This is a genomic window from Bradyrhizobium sp. WYCCWR 12699 (genome assembly GCF_032144035.1).
Taxonomy (GTDB): Bacteria; Pseudomonadota; Alphaproteobacteria; order Rhizobiales; family Xanthobacteraceae; genus Bradyrhizobium.
In genome coordinates, this window is sequence record NZ_JAVTJN010000036.1 from 391,183 (window position 1) to 411,009 (window position 19,827).

Sequence of the window (19,827 nt, forward strand, 5' to 3'; positions counted from 1 at the left end):
CGCAAGACCTCGCGTGAGGTTCGCTTCATCCCGGAAAGCGGACATCCGAGATTTGTGAATGCGTTCCTAAGCCTTCCGCATCAGCTTGAGCGAGGCGGCAAGGCGCAGGCTGCGCTTGCCAGCGAGCGCGATGCCTTCGAGCTCGCCGCTGTCGGCCGTGCACGTTCCGGAAAAACCGATCCCGACTTCAAACCCGCCAAAGACGGGGTTCTCGCCCTTCGCCGGCGTGTGCTCCTGGTTCAGCATCTCGCCCTTCCAGCGGCCGTCGGCGGAGGAATAGGAGCCGAGATAGTAGAAGAACGCATCGCCGCCGAGGATGCGGCCGTCGATCAGCAGCATCACGCCGGAGAGGCCGGCATCGACGCCGTCGAGCGCGCGCAGGCTCATGCCGTAGAGCCCGTTGGCGATGCCGCCCTGCCCGATCGTGCCGCGCGGCGGCAAGGCCCCGTCGTCGAGCCGGGTGAGATTGGCCCAGAAATGCGCGCCCGGCATCGTGTTCGCGCCACCCTGAAGACGGATCTCGTTGCCGACCAGCCGGCCGCGCGCGCCGATCGAGGCGACGTCGGCGCCCATCAGCGGCCTGTAGTTGGGATCGAGATTGTGCCGCTCGGTGATCACCTCGGCGACGATCTCGCCGTCACGCTCTGAATAGGTGCCAAGATGCGCGAAGCCCGAATTGCCGCCCAGCATCTTGCCGTCATGCAGGCACATGATGCTGCGCCCGAACGCATCGTTGACGCCGTATTCTACTTTGTAGAGCCCGTCCAGCAACGCAATGAACCCGCAAAATCGGAAAAGGATCGCGGGCTACCTAGCATTGCTGCCGCATCTCGGCCATCCGGTTTTTCCGCGCAGGGGCGTTGCGGATAGCCGCGGCCGCGATGCATCGGTGCTGTTTTGCCCGGCGGGACAAGACACTTTTTGCCGAAACCTCAGGACGCGACGTCGCCCGACAAGTGATCTCAGCGACCGAGCGATTTCAACCACTTGGCTACTGTGCATGGGGTTGTTTTTCGACTTTTGCCTGGCCGGTGCCGAACGGCCTTGTTCACGCGTCAATGACGCTTGAAATACTGCACCTCGCGCTCGTGCTTCTCGGCCGCCGCCCGGCTCCTGAAGGTGCCGAGGTTGCGGCGCTTGCCGGTCTTCGGATCGACCTTGCGTGAATAGAGGCGATATTCGCCGGATGCCAGTTTGCGGATCATGATCGGGCCTCCCGCTTCCTCCGATTCAACGGCCGGTGCCGGAGCTGGTTCCTGATCGAGCCTCCTCGAACCCGCCGGCACGAGCCTGCGACCAAGTGGCATGAACCAGACAGAGCCATCCGCCGAAGAGCAGATCGCCGAATTCGTCGCCAGCGCGGCGAAGCAGCCGCTGCTCGATGCCGCGTTCGAACTCTGGCGCTGGCGCTACCGGTTGGATTCGATCGAAGGGCGCCCGACCGCCGAAGAGGTTCGCATCTATCGCACCTTCACGCCGCAGCAGATGGCCGAGCGATATCGCTACGATCGCGATCATGCCCATGAGGGGCCGATGTTCGGGTACGTCAAGCGCGCCCACCCGCACGCCGACGACGATGCGATCCGGCAGGCGATCATCACCGCTGTCAAATTCGAGGGCGCGGCGGAAGCGCATTTCAAATGGGACGGCGATTTCTGGGCTTGCGTCGTCCGTGCCGTCGCGCAGGCCGCCGCCGAATATCCCGGCTTCCTCGAGACGACCTATCGCGACGCCCGCAACAATCTCGCTTATTACATGAAGTGAGCCGCGCGAGGTCTGCGCTGCGTCCACGCCCCGGCAACTCTAGGGCTCGAGCCCCGATTGGCGCAGGATGGGCACGACCTCCGGCGAAGCCAGATAGCGCAGCAGGCGGCCAGCGGCGTCGGCATGTCTCGCGTTCGCGACACGGCCGGCCGAGAACACCGCCGGCGTCTGCAAATCGTGCGGGATCGGGCCGACCACCTCGATGCCTTCGACCTGCTTCAGTTCGCTGATCTGCTGCACGGCGAGATCAGCCTCACCGCTGACGAGGCGCTCGGCGGTAAAGCCCTGCTCGACGATGGTGGCCCTGGTGTTGATCTCGGCCGCGATCCCCATCCGTACGATCAACTGGGCGAAGTAGACGCCGCTCGCCCCCAGCCGCGAATAGGCAACGGACCGTGCTGCGAGCAGCGTCTTGCGCAGTGCCGCTTCGCTTGCGATGTCGGGATGCGCCTGCCCTGCCCGCACGGCGATGCCGACATAGGAGCGGGCCAGATCGGCAGCGCCGCCTGCGAGCACGCGGCCCTCCGCGATCACCTCGTCCAGCCCCTCGCGCGTGAGGATCACGAGATCGGCAGCCTCGCCGTCGCGCAAGCGCTTCAGCAGGGCGAGGGTGGGCGCGAAGTCGGCATCGACATGGATGCCCGTTTCAGCCGCGAAGGCGGAGGACAGGCTGCGCATCGCGCCCATCAGGCCGAGCGTCGAAAGCATGCGGAGCTTTTCCATGTGCGCTTCCCAGTGCGATCAGGCGCGGTGCATCAGCTTGAGCGCGGCGGTCAGGCGCAGGCTGCGCTTGCCGGCGAGCGCGGTCGCCTCCAGCACCGCCTCCTGCGCGTCGTAGCGGCCGGAGAAACCGATGCCGACCTCGTGGCCGCCGAAGATCGGATCGTCCTTGGCCGGCGTATGCTCCTGGTTGAGGATCTGGCCCTTCCAGCGGCCGTTCGCGGCGGCGTAGCTGCCGAGATAGTAGAACGCCGCATCGCCGCCGAGGATGCGGCCCTGGTTGAGCAGCATCACGCCGGTGAGGCCGCCGTCGAGACCGTCGAGCATCCGCAGATGGATGGAGTAGAGACCGTCGGCGATGCCGGCTTCGCCGACGCCACCGGCGATCGGCACCTCGTCGTCCGTGATCGGCGTCATCACCGACTGGAAGGGAACGCCCGGCAGCTCCTTCAGCTCGCCCTTGAAGCGATAGAGATCGCCGTCGGCCCAGCCCTTGGCGAGCAAGGTGGCATCATCGGTGCCCGCCATGGCGCGGTAGTTCGGATCGGGGTTGTGGCGGACGGTGCTGATCACGACGTCGACGCCGCTGTCGGTCTTCTCATAGGTGCCGATATGGGCAAAGGCCGAATTGCCGCCGAGCATCTTGCCATTGCCGGCATGCATCACGCTGCGGCCGACCGCGTCGCCGAGCTGAAACTTCACCTTGTAGAAGCCCTCAAACACCAGCCGTGTCCCCGGCCCTCGCGCGCATCCTGGCGCACTCTATCCCGTTTTCCGGGGCGATGGACAAGTCTCGCGCCTCCGAGATTGCGGGAGCGCCCGAGCAACTGTCATCCAAATGCAAAAATCCGCCGGAGCCTTGCAGCTCCGGCGGATTGAGCACCAACCCGGGCCAGCCCCCCAGCCCGGGCCGGGAGGATCTTAGGCCGCGGCCTTCTTGTCGGTCGGCACGGACGCGATCGTCTTCAGGATCTGCGAAGCGATCTGGTATGGGTCGCCCTGCGAGTTCGGACGGCGGTCTTCCAGATAGCCCTTGTAGCCGTTATTGACGAAGGAGTGCGGAACGCGGATCGAGGCGCCGCGGTCGGCAACGCCGTAGCTGAACTTGTTCCACGGCGCGGTCTCGTGCTTGCCGGTCAGACGCTTGTCGTTGTCCGGGCCGTAGACGGCGATGTGGTCCATCAGGTTCTTGTCGAAGGCGGCCATCAGCGCTTCGAAATACTCCTTGCCGCCGACCGTACGCATGTACTCGGTGGAGAAGTTGGCGTGCATGCCCGAGCCGTTCCAGTCAGTGTCGCCGAGCGGCTTGCAATGGAACTCGATGTCGATGCCGTACTTCTCGGTGAGGCGCAGCATCAGGTAGCGGGCCATCCACATTTCGTCAGCGGCCTTCTTGGAGCCCTTGCCGAAGATCTGGAATTCCCACTGGCCCTTGGCGACTTCCGCGTTGATGCCTTCATGGTTGATGCCGGCCGCGAGGCAGAGGTCGAGATGCTCTTCGACGATCTTGCGGGCGACGTCGCCGACGTTGGAGTAGCCGACGCCGGTGTAGTACGGACCCTGCGGCGCCGGATAGCCGGACGACGGGAAGCCGAGCGGACGGCCGTCCTTGTAGAAGAAGTACTCCTGCTCGAAGCCGAACCAGGCGCCGGCGTCATCGAGAATGGTGGCGCGCTTGTTGGAGGCGTGCGGGGTCTTGCCGTCAGGCATCATGACTTCGCACATCACCAGCACGCCGTTGGTGCGCGCCGCGTCCGGGAAGACGGCGACGGGCTTCAGCACGCAATCGGAGCTGTGGCCTTCGGCCTGCTGGGTGGAGGAGCCATCGAAGCCCCAGAGCGGAAGCTGCTCGAGCGTCGGGAACGACGCGAATTCCTTGATCTGAGTTTTGCCGCGCAAATTCGGAGTCGGCGTATATCCGTCGAGCCAGATGTACTCGAGCTTATACTTGGTCATTGAGCCTCTCTGTAGATGATGCGAAAGGTTTGGGGGCCCGGGGGCCCCTGAACGTTTTGTACCCGGCCATCATCGGCCGGCCCTTTACAAGCATTTTGCGTGCCAAAAGGCCGCAGTGCAGAAGGTTTTCCACGGCCGCCGAGCTCGCCTCGCCGCGAGCAGACGGACCCCGGCGATATGCGTCATAGCCGCGCACCTTTGCGTGTAGCTGCAGCGCAAAAACCCCGAGGAAATCGCTCGTTTCTCAAGCAGGCGGCGCGGTGACGGAAGCTGACGATGAAACGCGCATCACCCGCCAGCAATTTTTGCAAAGTCGCCTGCCCCTGCCGAGCAACCTTTGGAATGGCCTGGGCGTTGGTCACCGACAGGGTGCCTTAGGGGATGCAGACCTTCCGCTGCCCACAAATTAGGCGGCAACTGATTTCCTTTTCAGCACTTTCCAATTCGGGGGGCGGGGCCGATATGAGGATTCCGGTAACCACAATCGAACGAGTCGGGCGCACCATGGAGGCCAATGCGCTTCGACCCAGGAGAATCGCAATGATGAACAATGGTCTGAGTCACGGATCGGCAACGATCTACCAATTCCCGGTCGGGGGCCGCGCAGCTCTCGCCGGACGCCGCTATGGCGAAACCCGCCTTCCTGCCGATCCCGCCACGCTACCCGCGAACGTCTCGATCTGCAGCGACAGCTGGTATCACCAGGACGCGGTCGATGACGCCAAGCCGAAATGGGATCGCTGATGCCTGTGGTTGGTTTGAAACCGCCGCGCTCGCGCAAGCGCTTGGCGGCAGTTGAAAAAGGGTCGAAACAGCAATGTTTCGGCCCTTTTTGATTCCGGCTGCGCCTGCGGCTAGATGCCAGGCTGTTCGGCCACCGCGCAGGTCGTGACGGGCCGCCTCAGGTGCTTCACCGTGGTGGGCCCGCTCTTGGGAATCTTCAGCGTGACGCCAGCTCCCGAATAGCGCGCACCCGAGACTGACAGCCGCCTGGCCAGCGTGATCGGCTCGCCGTCGATCTGGAGAAAGGCCCGCTTGTCGAGGTCATAAAACCCAACGATGAACTGCGTACCATCGGCGCATCGATAGGTCCGGAATGTCTGCGCATCAGCCTGCGGCACGCTGCCAACTCCGACCGACATCATGGTGATTCCCAAAAGAATGGTCTTGTGCCGGCTCATGATCACCCCCTGTATAGACCCCAAGGACGCCCCCTCGTGCGTCCAATGGAACCATAACCGAAGCCGATCCCATGCAAGACTCTTCTCTGAGAGACTCCCCTGCCCGCCACCTCGCCCTGCAAGGCGCCAGTAATTTTCGTGACCTCGGCGGTTATCCGACCGCCGATGGCCGCACCACGCGCTGGCGGCACATCTTCCGCTCCAACCATCTCGGTCAGCTCACCGCTGCCGATGTCGAGGTCGTCCGCGCGCTGGGCGTGCGAAGCGCATTCGACTTCCGCGGGCTGGAGGAGCGCGCGGCCGGCGTCTGCGTCGTGAACGAGATCACGGTTCATTCGCTGCCGATCGAGCCTAGCGTGGTCGCCGCGCTGCGGGCCGAACTCGCCAGGGGCACCCTGACAGGAGCGGTCGCGCTCGAGCTGATGCGGGAGTCCTATCGCAACTATGTCCGCCACCACACGCACAGCTTTCGTGAGCTGTTCGGACATCTGCTCGAAGACCGCGCGCCGCTGGTGATCCACTGCACCGCCGGCAAGGACCGCACCGGCTTTGCCAGCGCGCTGATCCTGCATGCGCTCGGCGTGCCCGATGACATCATCGCCGAGGATTACCTCTTGACCAACCAGCACTACAAGCGCGACGCGACGGCTGCCACCGACCTGCCCGATGACGTCCGCAACGCCATCGGCAGCGTCGAGACCTCCTATCTTGCCGCAGCGTTCGAAGCGGTCGGCGAGGAATACGGTGATCTCGAAACCTACTTGCGCGATGGGCTCAAGCTCGGCACAGCAGAGCGGACTGCACTGCAGGCGCGCTATCTGCAAGCGTAAGTCACAACGCCCGGAGAGCGATGATGCAAGACAAGGTTCTGGTCGTGACAGGCGCGCGCGGCGCGCTCGGCAAGGTGGTTGTAGAGATCGCGCAGGCGCGCGGCGCGCGCGTGGCCGGTATCGATCATGCACCCTCACAAGTGCCCGCGACGCCCGACCGCATCGAGATCGGCGGCGTCGACTTGACCGACGCGGCGCAGGCAAAGACCGCGGTCGAGGCGGCGGCCAAGCATTTCGGCCGGCTCGACGCACTGATCAACATCGCCGGCGGCTTCGCTTTCGAAACCGTCGGCGACGGCGACATCAAGACCTGGCAGCGCATGCATGCGCTGAACGTGCTTACCGCGCTCAACGCCTCGCGCGTGGCGCTGCCGCACCTGGCCGCGTCCAAGGCCGGCCGCATCGTCAATATCGGCGCCATGGGCGCGCTGCAGGCAGGCTCCGGCATGGGACCCTATGCGGCATCGAAAGCGGGGGTGCATCGGCTCACCGAGGCGCTCGCCCAGGAGTGGAAAGGCAAGGTCACGGTGAACGCGGTGCTGCCGTCGATCATCGACACCGCCGCCAACCGCGCCGACATGCCGAAGGCGGACTTTTCCAAATGGGTGACGCCGCAGGAACTCGCCGAAATCATCCTGTTCCTCGCCAGCGACGCCGCGAGCGGCGTCACGGGCGCGCTGATCCCCGTGGGCGGGCGGGTGTGATCAATCTGGAACCAGCAGCCGCAGACTGCCCTTGAAACGGATGCTCTGCTTGCCGGCGAGCGCGATTCCCTCGCCATAGGCGGTCTCGTCGGTATAGGTGCCGCTGAAGCCGATGGTCACCACCTTGCGGCCCCACACGGGGCGCTCGTCGAACGAAGGCGAGTGCTCCTCGTTGGTCAGTTCGCCCTTCCACTTGCCGTTGGTCGCGGAGTAAGTGCCGTAAGCGAAGAAGAATGAATCACCGCCGCGCATCGTGCCATCGCGCAGCACCATCACGCCCTGATTGCCGCCCTGCACGGCGTCCAGCATCTCGATGCGGATGTGATAGAGCCCGTTCCTGATCGTCATCTTCGTGAAGGCGCCCCGGTTGGTTCCGGTCGCAGGATAATCGCACCAACTGTTCCGGATCAAATCGCGCCGAGGCCGAGGTCCGATCCGGGCTAGACTTCCGCAACTGATTCTCCGATTGGACGTCCCGTGGAAACCGCGCTCTACCTGCCCGTCAAACGCTTCCTCGAAGAGCTCGGCTTCACCGTGAAGGGCGAGATCGGCGGCTGCGATCTCGTCGGCCTCAGCGCCGGCGATCCGCCGATCGTTGTGATCGGCGAGCTCAAGCTCGCCTTCAATCTCGAGCTGATCCTGCAAGCGGTCGACCGCGCGCCGGCCGGTGACGAGATCTGGATTGCGGCGAAGATGTCGATCCGGGGCAAGGGACGCGAGAGCGATGCGCGCTATCGCAACCTCTGCCGTCGCCTCGGCTTCGGCATGCTCGGCGTCACCGACGGCGGACAGGTCGAGGTGCTGGTGAAGCCGCCGACGGCGGCGCCGCGCCGCGAGCCGAAGTTGCGATCGCGCCTCGTCACCGAGCATCAGCGCCGCCAGGGCGATCCCGTGCTCGGCGGCAGCACCCGCGCGCCGATCATGACGGCCTACCGGCAGCAGGCGCTGGCCTGCGCCTCGGCGCTCGCCGACGGGCCGCGGCGCGTGCGCGACCTGCGCGAACGCTGTCCTGATGCTGGCAAGATTTTGCTTAACAATGTGTACGGCTGGTTCGAACGGGCCGACCGGGGAATCTACGGGCTTACCGAGGCCGGGCACGCCGCCCTGAAACGCTGGCCCCAGCAGCGGATTGAGGTCGATACCGGTGGTGCGTCACTGCTGCGACACCCGACCGGTGCATAGCTGAGATGCCACACCAATTTCATATTGCAATGCAACATTGGTGGCACTAGGTATCCCGGCATCAAAACGAGGCCGTTATGAGCGCAGACTGGAATACCAAATATGGCACGCGGCGCGTCCGCCATGATCCGCCGACCCTGGACGAGGCGATCTTCGCCGCCATCGGCATCACCGACGATCATGAGCAGCAGGCCGAGATCGCCGCAGCCTTGATGGGGATGCCGCTCGATGTCGTGCAGGCCGAGGTGAAGAAGCAGGCGCGCACCAACAGCCGCATCACTGCGACGCGCGTGATCGCCGGCGAACAGGGTGCGCAGCGCTCCGTCGTGGTTGAACGCCGCGTCGTCCGCCGCTTCGGTACGCGCACCGGCACCTGAAGCATTCGTTCCAGGACCAGGACCCAAATACGAAAGCGGACCGGCGATGCCGGTCCGCTTTTTGATTCAGCCTGCGATTTAAGATCAGGCCGCGCGATTGTCGTACATGCTGGAGATGATCTTCCAGCAGGTCGAATTGAGGCTGAGAAGCGCGCGCCCAGCCGTGAACGGCGACGCCGCGAGATCGGCGAGCTCGGCTTCTGGTGTCTTGGCAAGATCGATCGTGCCGGTCGATTCGCCATGGCGGAAGGCCAGATGCGCTCCGAACTTCCTGGCGAGCGCCCGCATCGCGTGATTCTCGGCGCCCGTCGTGATGCGCAGACGCTTGTAGCCCTTCCAGCGCGCCTCCGCGATCAAGCGGCGGAACAGAACGGTGCCGACACCCTGGCGCCGCGCAGAGGCTTCCACGCTGAAGGCGACTTCAGGCAGAGCCTCATCTTCCGGCGGATGCAGCTCGGCCGCACCGCGGACAACGCCGTCGACGATATAGGCCACGATCACGGTGCCGTCCTCGGCGCAGCGGGCGGCGTAACGCTCGATGAAGCTGTCGTCGAGAAAACCGTTGAAACGGTCGTGCCGGCTTGCGGCATCGAGCCTCAGCAGGTGATCACGCAGGAGCGGTAGTTCTTCCTGCTGGATCAAGGTCCGCACATAGCCCGGGGCCGTGCGGACGGTCTCTTCAAGTACCACGTCAAAACTCCTCTTGGTGTCCCTCGAGGAGGCGTTCGAATCCCTAGGCCCCCTATATTGTGCATCGCAGCATCTTTTGCAAGACGAGGACCTGCCCAACTTAGAGGCATGGGGAACGACCAATTCGTTGATAAAATCAAAGCTCCGTAGTCCTACAGGACAAGCTGGGTCTGGGTCACCACGGCCACCAGCTTGCCGTCCTCGGTTTCCAGCCGGGTGGTCCAGACCTGGGTCCGCCTGCCACGATGGACCGGCGTCGCGGTGGCAATGACCGTTGTTCCCTCCCTGGCCCCGCCGATGAAATTGGTCTTGCTCTCCAGCGTGGTCGTGCCCTTGGCGTCCTCCGGCAAGTTGATCACGGTCGCCGCCGCGCCCACGGAATCGGCCAGCGCCATCACTGCCCCGCCATGGATGGTGTGGTGCAGCGTGCAGAGATCGGGCCGGACCGTCATCCGCGCCACCACGCGGTCCTTGCCCGCCTCGATGAACTCGACGCCCTTGAGCTCGGCGAACGGCATCTTCATTGCTTTAAGTTTTTCGAGCGGCGTCATCAGATCTCCTCCCAATTCCTTGCTGCCTCAGCGTGAATTGCTTTGTGCGGCAAGGCAATGACGTCGAAGGTCATCGTCACCGTGACATTGTCAGCCGCATGAGCGCATATGGTCCCGCCATGCGCCACTTCCCGCCCCGCCGCATCGTTTGCCTGACTGAGGAAACGGTCGAGACGCTCTATCTGCTCGGCGAGCAGGACCGCATCGTCGGCGTCTCCGGCTACGCTGTCCGCCCGCCGCAGGTGCGGCGCGAGAAACCGCGGGTGTCGGCCTTCGTCTCCGCGGACATCCCGAAGGTCCTAGCGCTGGAACCGGACCTCGTGCTGGCTTTCTCCGATCTCCAGGCCGGCATCGCCGCCGACCTCGTCCGCGCCGGCGTCGACGTCCATGTCTTCAACCAGCGCGACATCGCCGGCATCCTCGCGATGATCCGCACGCTCGGTGCGCTGGTTGGCGCGATGGAGCGCGCGCAGGCCCTCGCACAAGGTCTGGAACGGCGCCTGGCAGCGATCGCCGCAACGCCCCGCCCCTCGCCCCGGCCGAGGGTCTACTTCGAAGAGTGGAACGATCCGCTGATCTCCGGCATCGGCTGGGTGTCCGAGCTGATCGAGATCGCCGGCGGCGAGGATGTGTTTCCGGACCTGCGGCACCGGCAGGCAGCGAAGGATCGCATCGTCCTGGCGGAGGCGGTGCGCGAGGCCGCACCGGACGTGATCCTGGCCTCCTGGTGCGGCAAGAAGGTCGTCCCCGCTCGTATAAAACAGCGTGATGGTTGGAGCGATATCCCGGCCGTGCGCGAGGATCGTATCGTCGAGATCAAGTCACCAATCATCCTGCAGCCGGGACCGGCAGCGCTGACGGACGGGCTCGACGCGATCGTGACGGCGTTGTGGGGATGAACGCGGATAGAGGGGCCGCCGACACTCTCCTGTCCCGGACGCGCTGCAACGCTTCAGCGTCGCTGCGCTGCGTCCGGGCGCGGACTTCCTCACGTCACGGCATTCACGACCTGATACTCCGGCCGCCGCCACACCTCGCCTGCGACCACCTCCTCGATGATCTCCGCCGCCCGCACGATCTCGCTCTCACCGATATACAGCGGCGTGATCCCGAACCGCATGATGTCAGGCGCGCGAAAATCGCCGATGACGCCGCGGGCGATCAACGCCTGCATGGCGGCGTAGCCGCCCTCGAAGGCAAACGACACCTGCGAGCCGCGGCGCTCATGGCTGCGCGGGGTGACGAGCTTCAAGGACGGACAGCGGCGCGCGACCTCCGCAATCAGGAGATCGCCGAGCGCCAGCGATCGCGCACGGACCTCCGCGATATCGACGCGGTCCCAGATGTCGAGCGAAGCCTCCAGAGCCGCCATCGCCAGCACCGGTGGGGTGCCGACGCGCATGCGCTCGACGCCGCCGGCAGCCGCATAGGCCAGCTCGAACGCAAACGGCTTGACGTGGCCCATCCATCCCGACAACGCAGCCCGCGCCATATCGGCGTGGCGCGGCGCGACGTAGAGGAAGGCCGGCGCGCCGGGGCCGGCGTTGAGATATTTGTAGGTGCACCCCGCCGCAAAATCCGCGCCGCTCCCGGCAAGATCGACCGGCAGCGCACCGGCGGAATGGGCGAGATCCCAGACCGTGACAATGCCGAGCGCATGGGCTTTCGCGGTCAGATCCGCCATGTCGTGGCGGCGGCCGGTGCGATAGTCGACCTCGGTGATGTAGAGGACCGCGACCTCCTCTGACAACGACGCCTCGATCTCCTCCGGTGCCACCAGGCGCAATCGATGGCCGCGCCCGAGCGTCTCGATGAGGCCCTCGGCCATGTAGAGGTCGGTCGGGAAGTTGCCGGTATCAGACAAGACGATCTTGCGCGACGCGTTCATGTCGAGCGCAGCGGCAAGCGCCTGGTAGACCTTGAGCGACAGCGTGTCGCCGACCATCACCGAGCCTGCTTCCGCGCCAATCAGCCGGGCGATGCGGTCGCCGACATGGCGCGGCTGGGCATACCAGCCCGCGGTGTTCCAGGCACGGATCAGCTCATTGCCCCACTCCGTCGTGATGACGCGGTTGACCCGCTCGGCAACGCCCAGCGGCAGCGCGCCGAGCGAATTGCCGTCGAGATAGATCACGCCGTCCGGCAGATGAAACAGGGCCTTGGTGTCGACGTAGACGCGATATCTGGTCATAGACACTTCTTTGGACATTTCTACAGGATGGTGCGGACGCGCCAGAGCTCGGGGAACAGCTCCACCTCCAGCATGCGCTTGAGATAACTGACCCCACCGGTGCCGCCGGTACCGCGCTTGAAGCCGATGACGCGCTCGACCGTGGTCACGTGGTTGAAGCGCCAGCGCCGGAAATAATCCTCGAAGTCGACCAGCTTCTCGGCGAGCTCGTAGAGCATCCAATGCGTCTCCGGCGCCTCGTAGACGACGCGCCAGGCCTGCAGCACGCCTTCGTTGAAACTGTGGGTCTCGCGAACATCGCGCGCGAGCACGGCCGCCGGCATCTTCAGCCCATGGCGGTCGGCAAGCCTGAGCACCTCATCATAGAGGCTGGGCGTCGCCAGTTCGGCCTCAAGCAGTTTTGTCGTTTCCACATCGTGCGCGTGCGGCTTGAGCATGGCGTGGTTGCGGTTGCCGAGCAGGAATTCGATCAGCCGGTACTGGCGCGACTGAAAGCCCGAGGACTGTCCGAGCTGCGAACGGAAGCGCGTGTACTCGCTCGGCGTCATCGTGCGCAAGACATCCCAGGCGTTATTCAGCTGCTCGAAGATGCGCGACATCCGCGCCAGCATCTTCATGGCGGGCGACACTTCGTCCCTGGCGATGGCGCGGCGCGCGGCACTGAGCTCGTGGATGGCGAGGCGCATCCACAGTTCCGTGGTCTGATGCTGGATGATGAACAGCATCTCGTCATGCGCTTCCGACAACGGATGCTGCGCGCCCAGGATCGCGTCCAGCGACAGATAGTCGGCATAGGACATGCGCCGCGCGAAATCGGTCTCGGCGCCTTCCCTCGTGGGATCGTAATCGCTGGAGGTCATGGGCAGGCCCTTTCGATCGATCTTCCCCGGTCGTGCTCAGTCGAGGCCGATCAGGCGTGCGGTGATCGGCGAGGCCGGATCCTTCAGTCCGTCGATCACGGTAAAATGGTTCAGCCCGGGATCGACGACAAGACGGGTCGGCACGTCGAAACCGGTCCAGACATTGGCCATCAGGTCGGACTGGCGGATGAATTCGGGCCGCTCGCCGCCGCCGACCCAGGCGGTGACAGGCGAATGTCCGCGCGGCAGATGCAGCGCAGCACTTTCGAGCGCCGCCTCTTCCACGGTCATGCGCAGCGTGTCGTTCATTTTGGTCTTCAGCAGCGGACGCAGATCGTGCAGGCCACTGATCGAGAGGGTGCCGGCGATGCGGTTGAAGACGGCGGGCTCCAGCCGGCTGTCGTCGCACAACATGCGCGTGACGAGATGACCGCCGGCGGAGTGCCCGGCAAGCCGGATCGGTCCTGCGACGAGCGAAGCCGCCTTGGCGATCGCGGCGGTGATTTCGGCAGTGATGTCGGAGATGCGCGCGGCCGGCGTCAGCGTGTAGCTCGGCAGCGCCACGGTCCAGCCGTGTTGCCGTGCGCCTTCGGCCAGATCAGTCCAGGTCGATTTGTCGAAGCGCATCCAGTAGCCGCCGTGGACGAACACCACGAGGCCTTCGCTGTCGCCGTCGGGCAGGACCAGGTCGAGCTTCTGGCGCTCACCGGCGCCGTAGGCGATATCAGCGCGAAAATTTGTCAGCCCTGCTCGGTAGGCCCCCGCCCGCTCCGCCCACAGCCCCGGCATCTTGTCCGACCCCGAGATATGGGCCGAATTGGCGTAAGCATCATCCCAATCGCGCATTGTCACTCCCGAGGACTCAGGCCTTGCGATGGGCGCCAGTCTGCCACCAGAGCAGGTGGCGTCCTAGTACTTATTTTAAGCTTAAAGGATTTTGGAGAGCCCTTGTTTCGGGCAACAGCCGCTCCAGCCGGGATATCGTGGGGTGAGCAAAGCGCAGCGTGCCCACGCATTTGGTCATGTCAGAGAAAATTCGTGGGCACGGCGCAAGAGCGCCTTTGCCACCCCTTACGAGAGCCGCGATCGAGGTGGCCGCTACGCCCTCTCCACTCCGCACCATTCCGCGATGAACAGCGCCATCGCCTTGGTCGTCTTCTTCAGCGACTCCAGTTCGACGAATTCGTTGAAGCCATGCATCTCGCCGCCGCTGGCGCCGAAGCAGAGGCTCGGGATGCCCGCATTGAGGCCGTAGAACCGGGTATCGGTGAGCGCGGTGAAGACGAGGTCCTCCGGCGTGCCGCCATAGACCTTGCCGAACGCTTTGCTGAACGCGGCCTCCGGCGCGGCGGCGTCGGTCAGCTCATAGCCTTCCGACAGGAACCCCGACCACTCGATCTCGGGCGGATTGTTGGCGAGGAAGCGGTGGTTGCGCGCGGCGGCCGCGACGCAGGCCATGATCTCCTTCTGGTGATCGGCGATCGACCAGCCCGGCAACACCGCGATCCGGCAATCGACGTCGCACCAGGCCGGCACGCTGGAGGCCCAGTCGCCGCCCTTGATGATGCCGGGGTTGAAATTGATGGGATGATTCAACGTCCTAAAGTGCTTGTCGGCCTTGGCGCGCTCGTTCCACTCGATCTCGAGCTTTTGCAGTGCCTGGATCAGATGATAGGCGGCCATGATGGCGTTGGCGCCGGAGCCGGCGAATGCCACGTGCGTCGGATGCCCCTTCACGCGCAGGCGGAACCAGATCACGCCGACCTGCGAGCGCACCATCTTGCCGCCGGTCGGCTCCGGGATGAAGCAGGCGTCCGCGCGGTAGCCTCGCTGCAGCGTCGAGAGCGCGCCGACGCCGGTGCTCTCCTCCTCGATGACGGACTGGAAATGGATCCGCGCCGTCGGCTTGAAGCCCGCGGCCTTGATTGCGTCCAGCGCATAGAGCGCGCCGATCGTGCCCGATTTCATGTCGCAGGCGCCGCGGCCGAACATCTTGCCGTCCTTGATGACGGGCGAGAACGGCGGCGTGTCCCACAATTCCAGCGGGCCGGCGGGCACCACATCGCAGTGCCCCTGCAGGATCAGCGACTTGCCGCCGTTCGTTTGCGGACGATAGGTCCCCACCACCGAGCGCGCCTTGGAGAAATCATGCTCGATCGGGCCGAAGCCGCGCAGATCCTTGAGATCGTCGACGTTGATGTGCCAGTCATCGACCTCATAGCCACGCTCGCGCAGGAGGTCGCCGATCATGTCCTGGCACGGCCCCTCCGCCCCGCGGGTCGAAGGGATCGCAACGAAATCTCGTGTGGTTGCAAGCTGGGCTTCGAAGCCAGCATCGACGGCGTCGAGAATCCTCTGCTGCGTTTCGGCATTCATCAGGCAACTCCAGGCATTCCAATGGTCCCAAGGAGTGCGCAGGCTAGCCGATTTCAGCCATTCGGGTACTCCACAAAATATGCATCCCGCAATGCATCTTCGAGCAGGCGGCCTTCGGAATAACCATTTAGCGACGCAGGCCGGCTGACGCCGTCGAGCAGGCGCGGACACGGCTCGGGCGCGCCGAGCACCGTGCGAACCGGGATGCGCTCGGCATAAACAGGCAGTTCATAGTCCTCCTCGTCGTCGGCAACACCCTTGGCGCGTATCTTGGCCGAGGCTTCCTCGATCTCCATCGCGATGAAGGACGTCGCCTTGATCTCCTGGGTGTTGCTGGCCCGAAGGCTCGCGGTGCGATCCGGGAAGAAGCGGTCGACCATCGCGATAACCGCGCGCTCCTTCTCCGCTGGATCGGTAACGAGATAGGCGGTGCCGAATGCCATCACCGCACGGTAGTCGGCGGAATGGTTGAAGCCGCAGCGCGCCAGCACGAGGCTGTCGAGATGGGCCACCGTGAGACACACGCGCTCGCCCCTGGTCTGATTGCGCAACATCCGGCTGGCGCTCGAGCCGTGCCAGTAGAGCTTGGTGCCCTCGCGCCAGAAGAAGGTCGGCGTGCAATAGGGCTGTCCGTCGATCACGTAGGAAACGTGGCAGAGCATCGAGGAATCCAGGATGCGATGGACCGTGTCGTGATCGTAGAAGCCGCGGTCGTGCCGGCGCTTCACCTGGTTGCGCGCGGAGGTCGGATAGGAATTGGTGGTCTCGGTCTGGCTCACGGCCGCTCTGATCGGATTGGAAAGAACGGGCGCAGTTGTAGCGGCGCATTTGGTCTGCGATAGTTCCAATTCCATGCGAAAAATTCCGACCAATTCCATCCCCTCGCCGGTTAAGGCCGAACTGCCGCTCGACCTCACCGGTCCCCACATCACGGCCGGCGCCTCGTCGGCGCACCGGCTCTATCAGGCCCTGTGCGAGACGATCGTCGGCGGCCTGGTGAAACCGGGCGAGCCGCTGCCGCCGTCTCGCACGCTGGCGAAACAAACGGGCTTTCGGCGCAACGCCGTCGTCATCGCCTATGAGCGACTGATCGCCGATGGCTTTGCCGAGGCCACTGTCGGCTCCGGCACCTTCGTCGCCGCGCGTATCCCGGCGCGCGCGACCGCGCCGAACAAGCCCAAGGCGATTGTCGAAACGCCCGGACAAGGCGCGTTCGCGCTCGGCTGCACGCATATCGACGAACGCGCGGTGCAGCGCTTCCGCGCCTTCGTCGGCCGGCGCATGCGCGCCTTCGGGTCGGAACATCTGCATTATGGCGACCCGCGCGGCAGCCGCGAGCTGCGCGCGGCCATCGCCGATCATCTACTGTCGGCGCGGGGGCTGCGCTGCGATCCCGATCAGATCATGCTGACGTCTGGTACCCTGCACGCGCTGCGCATCGTGCTGAGCGCGATCCTGAGGCCGGGCGACCAGGTCTGGTGCGAAGACCCCGGCTATCCGGCCGCGCGAAAAACCATCGTGCATTGCGGCTATCGCGCCGTGCCCGTTCCCGTCAACGAGCACGGCATGCGGATCGCCAAGGGCCGCACCGCGGCGCCCGACGCACGCGCGGCCTATGTCACGCCCTCGCACCAGTTTCCGCTGGGCGTGCAGATGTCGATGCCGCGGCGCCTCGAGCTCTTGGACTGGGCCAGGCAGGCCGGCGCCTTCGTGCTGGAGGACGATTACGACAGCGAGTTTCGCTATGACGGCGCACCGTTGATGTCGCTCGCCGGCATCGACCGTCTCCAGCGCGTGATCTACCTCGGCACGTTCGCCAAGACGCTCTTTCCGGGCCTGCGCATAGGCTATTGCGCCCTGCCCGAACGCCTGATCGCGGACGTGACGGCGGCGCGCGCGGCGCTCGACCGCTTCCCCGCCACGCTGATGGAAGGCGCCGTGGCCGACATGCTCAATTCAGGCGCGTTCGCCGCAAACCTCAAGCGCGTGCGAAAACTCTATCGCGACGCACGCGATGTGCTGGCCCAAACGCTGGAAGCCGCGTCGGATGGCGTGCTCTCGGTGCCGGTGCCCTCACAAGGCCTGCATCTGGTCGCCCGGTTCGATCCGTCGGTCGACCTGTCGGTGGCCGCGCGGGCCAAGCAGGCGGCCGGCGCGGAAGGCTGGCTGTTGGCCGACACCTATTCGCGCGCGCGGCCTCTGCCCGGCTTCGTGCTGGGATTCTCCGGCCATCCGGTTCCACAGCTCAAGGCCTCCGCCGAACGGTTGGCGAGGGGGTCGCGCGCGGCCCTGCGCGCGAGGGCCAAGGCGGCCAGGGGCGCGTGACGAACGTTCACTATGAGAATCGCCGGCCAGTCCCTACATTGCGGCATCGTCTCCGAGACCTTTCGCCATGCCGCTACGCCGCACGATCCGCCTCTCATTCCTGATGTCCATCGCCCTTGCCGCGACGGCACATGCCGGCTCGGTGGGACGCGAGCAAGACATCGGCGATCTCAAGCTGGGTCAGCGCGTGCAGGTGGACGACGGAACCTGTCCCGCCGGACAGGTCAAGGAAGTGCGGGGGGCGAAGATGTCGGACAAGGGCGTCGTGCGCACCGCCGCTTGCGTGCCGCGCTACGGCCCGAAGACGAAATAGCTACTGCTTCGCTCGATCGAACATGCACTGCAAGGTCGGCTTGGCGATCTTGGTGAAGGTCGGGCCGATTTCGCCCTGCTTGGAAGCCGGCACCCAGTCGGTCTCGATGGTGGGTACGCCGGTTTCGCTGATGCCGCGCAACAGCGCCTCGCGCAGATCGCGGTCCTCGACGGCCGCCGCGGCGTGATCGTGCAGGCAGCCGCAGACTTCCTCGGGATGTTCCCAGCGTCCGATCATCCGTGGTGCGCATTGGCGCACGAACTCGGTGCGCGGATCCGGTAATCTGGAGGGCGCGCGTACCTGCGCCTCGGCGGCACTGATCGTCAGGACGGACGCGAACGCAGCAGCGCAAAATCTAACGAGCATGATGGCCTTTATCGGCTGATTTTCTTGTTATCGATCAGAAGCGCGCGGCAACCACGATCGGCTGCGACGTCGCGGTGGTGATCGGCGAGCCGCTGTACTGGAAGGTGCCGATACCGGGGAGATTGCCGTCCGGCGAGCCCGCGAACGAGGAACCGGCAACCACGAAAGCGAAAGCAAGGATGAAGCTGAGCGCGCGCATGGTCTTGTCTCCGAATTCCCTGGCCGGCGGTGCGCCGTCGTCGTTGTGAAGCTGATAACCATGGGCGGTTTCGCCCGTGATGCGCCAAAAACGCAAAATGGTTTCATCTGGCGTGAGAATTGTTTCGTCGCATGCGGGGCGACGACACAATTCTCCAAAACTGCCAATCATTTCAGTCAGGTCGCGCCGGAGCTGAAAGCGGCCTGCCAGGCTCCTGATCCAGCCGCGCAACCGCCTCCGCGCCGCCGCCGTCACCGTAACGCATTGCGCGCTTCACACGCATTTTACGTTTTTCTGCTGAAGAGGATGTCAAACGAAGGCTGGGTCCGGTCGAACCGGGGGCGCGTCGGTTGCGACCCAAGCCATCGAAACCAAGACGCCCGGGATCACCGGGCGCGTTCAGTTGAGGGATGGCCATCATGACGATGCAGGATCGCGCAACGCCGCGCGAGGCGGACCAGCGGACCGACGGCGGAGATCAACGACCGAGGCGCGTCGCCTCGGCCGGCGTGATGTCGCTGCAGTCCGGCCGCGGCTTTGAGGCCGCGCCACAAGCATTCGTGCGGCTGACCGGCTCGCATCTCGTCAAACGCGTCACTGCGTGAAGAACTCGCCGCATTTCTGGACGTTTGCGTCTGCCGGTCCCCACGGCATGATCGGGACGGTCGAGGTCGAGTTCTTCGGCGAGCCCTCGATCAGCCTGTCCGAATAGACCATGTAGACCAGCACGTTCCGCTTGGTGTCGCAGCCGCGCACGATCTGCATCTTCTTGAAGAACAGCGAACGGCGCTGGCGGAACATGTCGTCGCCCTGCTCCATCTTGGTCTTGAACTTGATCGGGCCGACTTGGCGGCAGGCCAGCGAGATGTCCGAGACCTCCTCGGCAAGGCCCAGCCAGCCCTTGAAGCCGCCCTTCTCCGGCACCGTGAAATGACAGGCGACGCCCTCGACCTCGGGATCGTCGAGACCATAGGTCGCGAGCTTGTCGTTCGGGCTCATCCATTTGAACACGGTGGAGCGACGGAAGATCAGATCGGGCTCGTCGGCAGCTTGCGCGGACGCCGCCGGCACAGCCAAGGCCAGGAGGAATAAGGCGAGGCCTTTCAAGCGGATGCCGCCAAGACCAGGGAAACGAGATGACATGAAGTTCTCCGGTAACAAGTCCCCACAATGTAGGTATGAGGCCGCCGCTCAGGAAGACGACGAGCGGACGGGCACGGCCGCCGTTTACCGCTCTGTGAG

27 protein-coding genes are annotated in these 19,827 nt (G+C 64.8%); 10 read left to right on the forward strand and 17 right to left on the reverse strand.

What is annotated here, in order from left to right; all coding sequences use genetic code 11:
- Positions 1–66: 66 nt before the first annotated feature.
- Together RPS27_RS26685 and RPS27_RS26690 are read right to left on the reverse strand one after the other, a co-directional pair.
- Positions 67–771: a hypothetical protein gene (locus tag RPS27_RS26685; RefSeq protein WP_212066200.1), complete on the reverse strand. Its 705-nt coding sequence runs from the start codon at positions 769–771 to the stop codon at positions 67–69.
- A gap of 284 nt (positions 772–1,055) precedes the next feature.
- Positions 1,056–1,205 carry a hypothetical protein gene (locus RPS27_RS26690; protein WP_194402381.1) on the reverse strand — a complete coding sequence of 50 codons (150 nt, stop codon included), beginning with the start codon at positions 1,203–1,205 and terminating at the stop codon, positions 1,056–1,058.
- 100 nt (positions 1,206–1,305) lie between these two features.
- On the opposite strand from RPS27_RS26690, the gene RPS27_RS26695 reads away from it, so the two are divergent.
- Positions 1,306–1,764: a hypothetical protein gene (locus RPS27_RS26695; RefSeq protein ID WP_212066198.1), complete on the forward strand. Its 459-nt coding sequence runs from the start codon at positions 1,306–1,308 to the stop codon at positions 1,762–1,764.
- 39 nt (positions 1,765–1,803) lie between these two features.
- Here RPS27_RS26695 and RPS27_RS26700 read toward each other — a convergent pair whose 3' ends face one another.
- From RPS27_RS26700 to RPS27_RS26710, 3 genes are all read right to left on the reverse strand, one after another.
- Positions 1,804–2,487 carry a substrate-binding domain-containing protein gene (locus RPS27_RS26700; RefSeq protein ID WP_212066197.1) on the reverse strand — a complete coding sequence of 228 codons (684 nt, stop codon included), beginning with the start codon at positions 2,485–2,487 and terminating at the stop codon, positions 1,804–1,806.
- Between the two features lie 18 nt (positions 2,488–2,505).
- Positions 2,506–3,207 (reverse strand): GrlR family regulatory protein, encoded by a 702-nt coding sequence (locus RPS27_RS26705; RefSeq protein WP_211417297.1) that lies wholly within the window; start codon positions 3,205–3,207, stop codon positions 2,506–2,508.
- A gap of 198 nt (positions 3,208–3,405) precedes the next feature.
- Positions 3,406–4,440 carry a glutamine synthetase beta-grasp domain-containing protein gene (locus RPS27_RS26710; RefSeq protein WP_211417298.1) on the reverse strand — a complete coding sequence of 345 codons (1,035 nt, stop codon included), beginning with the start codon at positions 4,438–4,440 and terminating at the stop codon, positions 3,406–3,408.
- 540 nt (positions 4,441–4,980) lie between these two features.
- On the opposite strand from RPS27_RS26710, the gene RPS27_RS26715 reads away from it, so the two are divergent.
- Entirely contained in the window at positions 4,981–5,184 is a 204-nt protein-coding gene (locus tag RPS27_RS26715) for a DUF2735 domain-containing protein (protein WP_212066194.1), read from the forward strand.
- 110 nt (positions 5,185–5,294) lie between these two features.
- Here the strand turns inward: RPS27_RS26715 and RPS27_RS26720 are convergent, their stop codons facing one another.
- Complete coding sequence (locus tag RPS27_RS26720; protein WP_212066192.1) at positions 5,295–5,621, reverse strand: MliC family protein; 327 nt, start codon at positions 5,619–5,621, stop codon at positions 5,295–5,297.
- 86 nt (positions 5,622–5,707) lie between these two features.
- Between RPS27_RS26720 and RPS27_RS26725 the strand changes: the two genes are divergently transcribed.
- Together RPS27_RS26725 and RPS27_RS26730 are read left to right on the forward strand one after the other, a co-directional pair.
- The gene (locus RPS27_RS26725) at positions 5,708–6,451 is read left to right on the forward strand and encodes a tyrosine-protein phosphatase (protein ID WP_212066635.1); all 744 of its coding nucleotides are present in this window, start codon (positions 5,708–5,710) and stop codon (positions 6,449–6,451) included.
- Between the two features lie 23 nt (positions 6,452–6,474).
- A complete protein-coding gene (locus RPS27_RS26730; RefSeq protein ID WP_212066190.1) occupies positions 6,475–7,155 on the forward strand; it encodes an SDR family oxidoreductase in 681 nt (226 codons plus the stop codon).
- Here RPS27_RS26730 and RPS27_RS26735 read toward each other — a convergent pair whose 3' ends face one another.
- Positions 7,156–7,503: a GrlR family regulatory protein gene (locus RPS27_RS26735; protein ID WP_212066188.1), complete on the reverse strand. Its 348-nt coding sequence runs from the start codon at positions 7,501–7,503 to the stop codon at positions 7,156–7,158. It lies immediately after the preceding gene.
- A gap of 129 nt (positions 7,504–7,632) precedes the next feature.
- Here RPS27_RS26735 and RPS27_RS26740 point away from each other — a divergent pair, with 129 nt between their 5' ends.
- Positions 7,633–8,337, forward strand: coding sequence for a DUF2161 domain-containing phosphodiesterase (locus RPS27_RS26740; RefSeq protein ID WP_212066186.1), 705 nt, complete (start codon positions 7,633–7,635; stop codon positions 8,335–8,337).
- Between the two features lie 77 nt (positions 8,338–8,414).
- Positions 8,415–8,714, forward strand: a complete 300-nt coding sequence (locus tag RPS27_RS26745) for a hypothetical protein (protein ID WP_063194198.1) — start codon at positions 8,415–8,417, stop codon at positions 8,712–8,714.
- Between the two features lie 84 nt (positions 8,715–8,798).
- On the opposite strand, the gene RPS27_RS26750 is transcribed toward RPS27_RS26745, so the two are convergent.
- Positions 8,799–9,404 carry a GNAT family N-acetyltransferase gene (locus RPS27_RS26750; RefSeq protein ID WP_194402391.1) on the reverse strand — a complete coding sequence of 202 codons (606 nt, stop codon included), beginning with the start codon at positions 9,402–9,404 and terminating at the stop codon, positions 8,799–8,801.
- Positions 9,405–9,556: 152 nt separating this feature from the next.
- The gene (locus RPS27_RS26755) at positions 9,557–9,955 is read right to left on the reverse strand and encodes a PaaI family thioesterase (RefSeq protein WP_194402392.1); all 399 of its coding nucleotides are present in this window, start codon (positions 9,953–9,955) and stop codon (positions 9,557–9,559) included.
- A gap of 119 nt (positions 9,956–10,074) precedes the next feature.
- Here RPS27_RS26755 and RPS27_RS26760 point away from each other — a divergent pair, with 119 nt between their 5' ends.
- Entirely contained in the window at positions 10,075–10,854 is a 780-nt protein-coding gene (locus tag RPS27_RS26760) for a cobalamin-binding protein (protein ID WP_212066634.1), read from the forward strand.
- Between the two features lie 89 nt (positions 10,855–10,943).
- Here RPS27_RS26760 and kynU read toward each other — a convergent pair whose 3' ends face one another.
- From kynU to RPS27_RS26785, 5 genes are all read right to left on the reverse strand, one after another.
- Positions 10,944–12,146 (reverse strand): kynureninase, encoded by a 1,203-nt coding sequence (gene kynU / locus RPS27_RS26765; protein WP_212066185.1) that lies wholly within the window; start codon positions 12,144–12,146, stop codon positions 10,944–10,946.
- A 20-nt stretch (positions 12,147–12,166) separates the two neighbouring features.
- Positions 12,167–13,006, reverse strand: coding sequence for a tryptophan 2,3-dioxygenase (kynA, locus tag RPS27_RS26770; protein ID WP_194402394.1), 840 nt, complete (start codon positions 13,004–13,006; stop codon positions 12,167–12,169).
- Positions 13,007–13,042: 36 nt separating this feature from the next.
- Positions 13,043–13,852, reverse strand: a complete 810-nt coding sequence (locus RPS27_RS26775) for an alpha/beta hydrolase (RefSeq protein WP_212066183.1) — start codon at positions 13,850–13,852, stop codon at positions 13,043–13,045.
- Positions 13,853–14,104: 252 nt separating this feature from the next.
- Positions 14,105–15,382, reverse strand: coding sequence for an ArgE/DapE family deacylase (locus tag RPS27_RS26780; protein ID WP_212066181.1), 1,278 nt, complete (start codon positions 15,380–15,382; stop codon positions 14,105–14,107).
- Positions 15,383–15,435: 53 nt separating this feature from the next.
- Positions 15,436–16,161 carry a pyridoxamine 5'-phosphate oxidase family protein gene (locus RPS27_RS26785; protein ID WP_211417309.1) on the reverse strand — a complete coding sequence of 242 codons (726 nt, stop codon included), beginning with the start codon at positions 16,159–16,161 and terminating at the stop codon, positions 15,436–15,438.
- A 73-nt stretch (positions 16,162–16,234) separates the two neighbouring features.
- On the opposite strand from RPS27_RS26785, the gene RPS27_RS26790 reads away from it, so the two are divergent.
- On the forward strand, positions 16,235–17,707 hold the full coding sequence (locus tag RPS27_RS26790; protein WP_212066180.1) for a PLP-dependent aminotransferase family protein: 1,473 nt from the start codon (positions 16,235–16,237) through the stop codon (positions 17,705–17,707).
- 67 nt (positions 17,708–17,774) lie between these two features.
- Entirely contained in the window at positions 17,775–18,020 is a 246-nt protein-coding gene (locus RPS27_RS26795) for a DUF6719 family protein (protein ID WP_212066178.1), read from the forward strand.
- On the opposite strand, the gene RPS27_RS26800 is transcribed toward RPS27_RS26795, so the two are convergent.
- Complete coding sequence (locus tag RPS27_RS26800) at positions 18,021–18,386, reverse strand: hypothetical protein (protein WP_313754714.1); 366 nt, start codon at positions 18,384–18,386, stop codon at positions 18,021–18,023. It lies immediately after the preceding gene.
- Between the two features lie 34 nt (positions 18,387–18,420).
- Complete coding sequence (locus RPS27_RS26805; protein ID WP_212066674.1) at positions 18,421–18,816, reverse strand: hypothetical protein; 396 nt, start codon at positions 18,814–18,816, stop codon at positions 18,421–18,423.
- A gap of 188 nt (positions 18,817–19,004) precedes the next feature.
- Between RPS27_RS26805 and RPS27_RS26810 the strand changes: the two genes are divergently transcribed.
- Positions 19,005–19,190, forward strand: coding sequence for a hypothetical protein (locus RPS27_RS26810; RefSeq protein ID WP_211417312.1), 186 nt, complete (start codon positions 19,005–19,007; stop codon positions 19,188–19,190).
- Here the strand turns inward: RPS27_RS26810 and RPS27_RS26815 are convergent.
- Positions 19,180–19,728, reverse strand: a complete 549-nt coding sequence (locus RPS27_RS26815; RefSeq protein ID WP_212066174.1) for a CreA family protein — start codon at positions 19,726–19,728, stop codon at positions 19,180–19,182. The genes RPS27_RS26810 and RPS27_RS26815 overlap by 11 nt on opposite strands.
- Positions 19,729–19,827: the final 99 nt, after the last annotated feature.

Bases quoted from the DNA above. Each gene is read 5' to 3' on its own strand.
- RPS27_RS26690 (WP_194402381.1), bottom strand. From the start codon at position 1,205: ATGATCCGCAAACTGGCATCCGGCGAATATCGCCTCTATTCACGCAAG.
- RPS27_RS26695 (WP_212066198.1), top strand. From the start codon at position 1,306: ATGAACCAGACAGAGCCATCCGCCGAAGAGCAGATCGCCGAATTCGTC.
- RPS27_RS26700 (WP_212066197.1), bottom strand. From the start codon at position 2,487: ATGGAAAAGCTCCGCATGCTTTCGACGCTCGGCCTGATGGGCGCGATG.
- RPS27_RS26710 (WP_211417298.1), bottom strand. From the start codon at position 4,440: ATGACCAAGTATAAGCTCGAGTACATCTGGCTCGACGGATATACGCCG.
- RPS27_RS26715 (WP_212066194.1), top strand. From the start codon at position 4,981: ATGATGAACAATGGTCTGAGTCACGGATCGGCAACGATCTACCAATTC.
- RPS27_RS26720 (WP_212066192.1), bottom strand. From the start codon at position 5,621: ATGAGCCGGCACAAGACCATTCTTTTGGGAATCACCATGATGTCGGTC.
- RPS27_RS26730 (WP_212066190.1), top strand. From the start codon at position 6,475: ATGCAAGACAAGGTTCTGGTCGTGACAGGCGCGCGCGGCGCGCTCGGC.
- RPS27_RS26735 (WP_212066188.1), bottom strand. From the start codon at position 7,503: ATGACGATCAGGAACGGGCTCTATCACATCCGCATCGAGATGCTGGAC.
- RPS27_RS26745 (WP_063194198.1), top strand. From the start codon at position 8,415: ATGAGCGCAGACTGGAATACCAAATATGGCACGCGGCGCGTCCGCCAT.
- RPS27_RS26755 (WP_194402392.1), bottom strand. From the start codon at position 9,955: ATGACGCCGCTCGAAAAACTTAAAGCAATGAAGATGCCGTTCGCCGAG.
- RPS27_RS26760 (WP_212066634.1), top strand. From the start codon at position 10,075: ATGCGCCACTTCCCGCCCCGCCGCATCGTTTGCCTGACTGAGGAAACG.
- kynU (WP_212066185.1), bottom strand. From the start codon at position 12,146: ATGACCAGATATCGCGTCTACGTCGACACCAAGGCCCTGTTTCATCTG.
- kynA (WP_194402394.1), bottom strand. From the start codon at position 13,006: ATGACCTCCAGCGATTACGATCCCACGAGGGAAGGCGCCGAGACCGAT.
- RPS27_RS26775 (WP_212066183.1), bottom strand. From the start codon at position 13,852: ATGCGCGATTGGGATGATGCTTACGCCAATTCGGCCCATATCTCGGGG.
- RPS27_RS26780 (WP_212066181.1), bottom strand. From the start codon at position 15,382: ATGAATGCCGAAACGCAGCAGAGGATTCTCGACGCCGTCGATGCTGGC.
- RPS27_RS26790 (WP_212066180.1), top strand. From the start codon at position 16,235: ATGCGAAAAATTCCGACCAATTCCATCCCCTCGCCGGTTAAGGCCGAA.
- RPS27_RS26795 (WP_212066178.1), top strand. From the start codon at position 17,775: ATGCCGCTACGCCGCACGATCCGCCTCTCATTCCTGATGTCCATCGCC.
- RPS27_RS26800 (WP_313754714.1), bottom strand. From the start codon at position 18,386: ATGCTCGTTAGATTTTGCGCTGCTGCGTTCGCGTCCGTCCTGACGATC.
- RPS27_RS26810 (WP_211417312.1), top strand. From the start codon at position 19,005: ATGACGATGCAGGATCGCGCAACGCCGCGCGAGGCGGACCAGCGGACC.
- RPS27_RS26815 (WP_212066174.1), bottom strand. From the start codon at position 19,728: ATGTCATCTCGTTTCCCTGGTCTTGGCGGCATCCGCTTGAAAGGCCTC.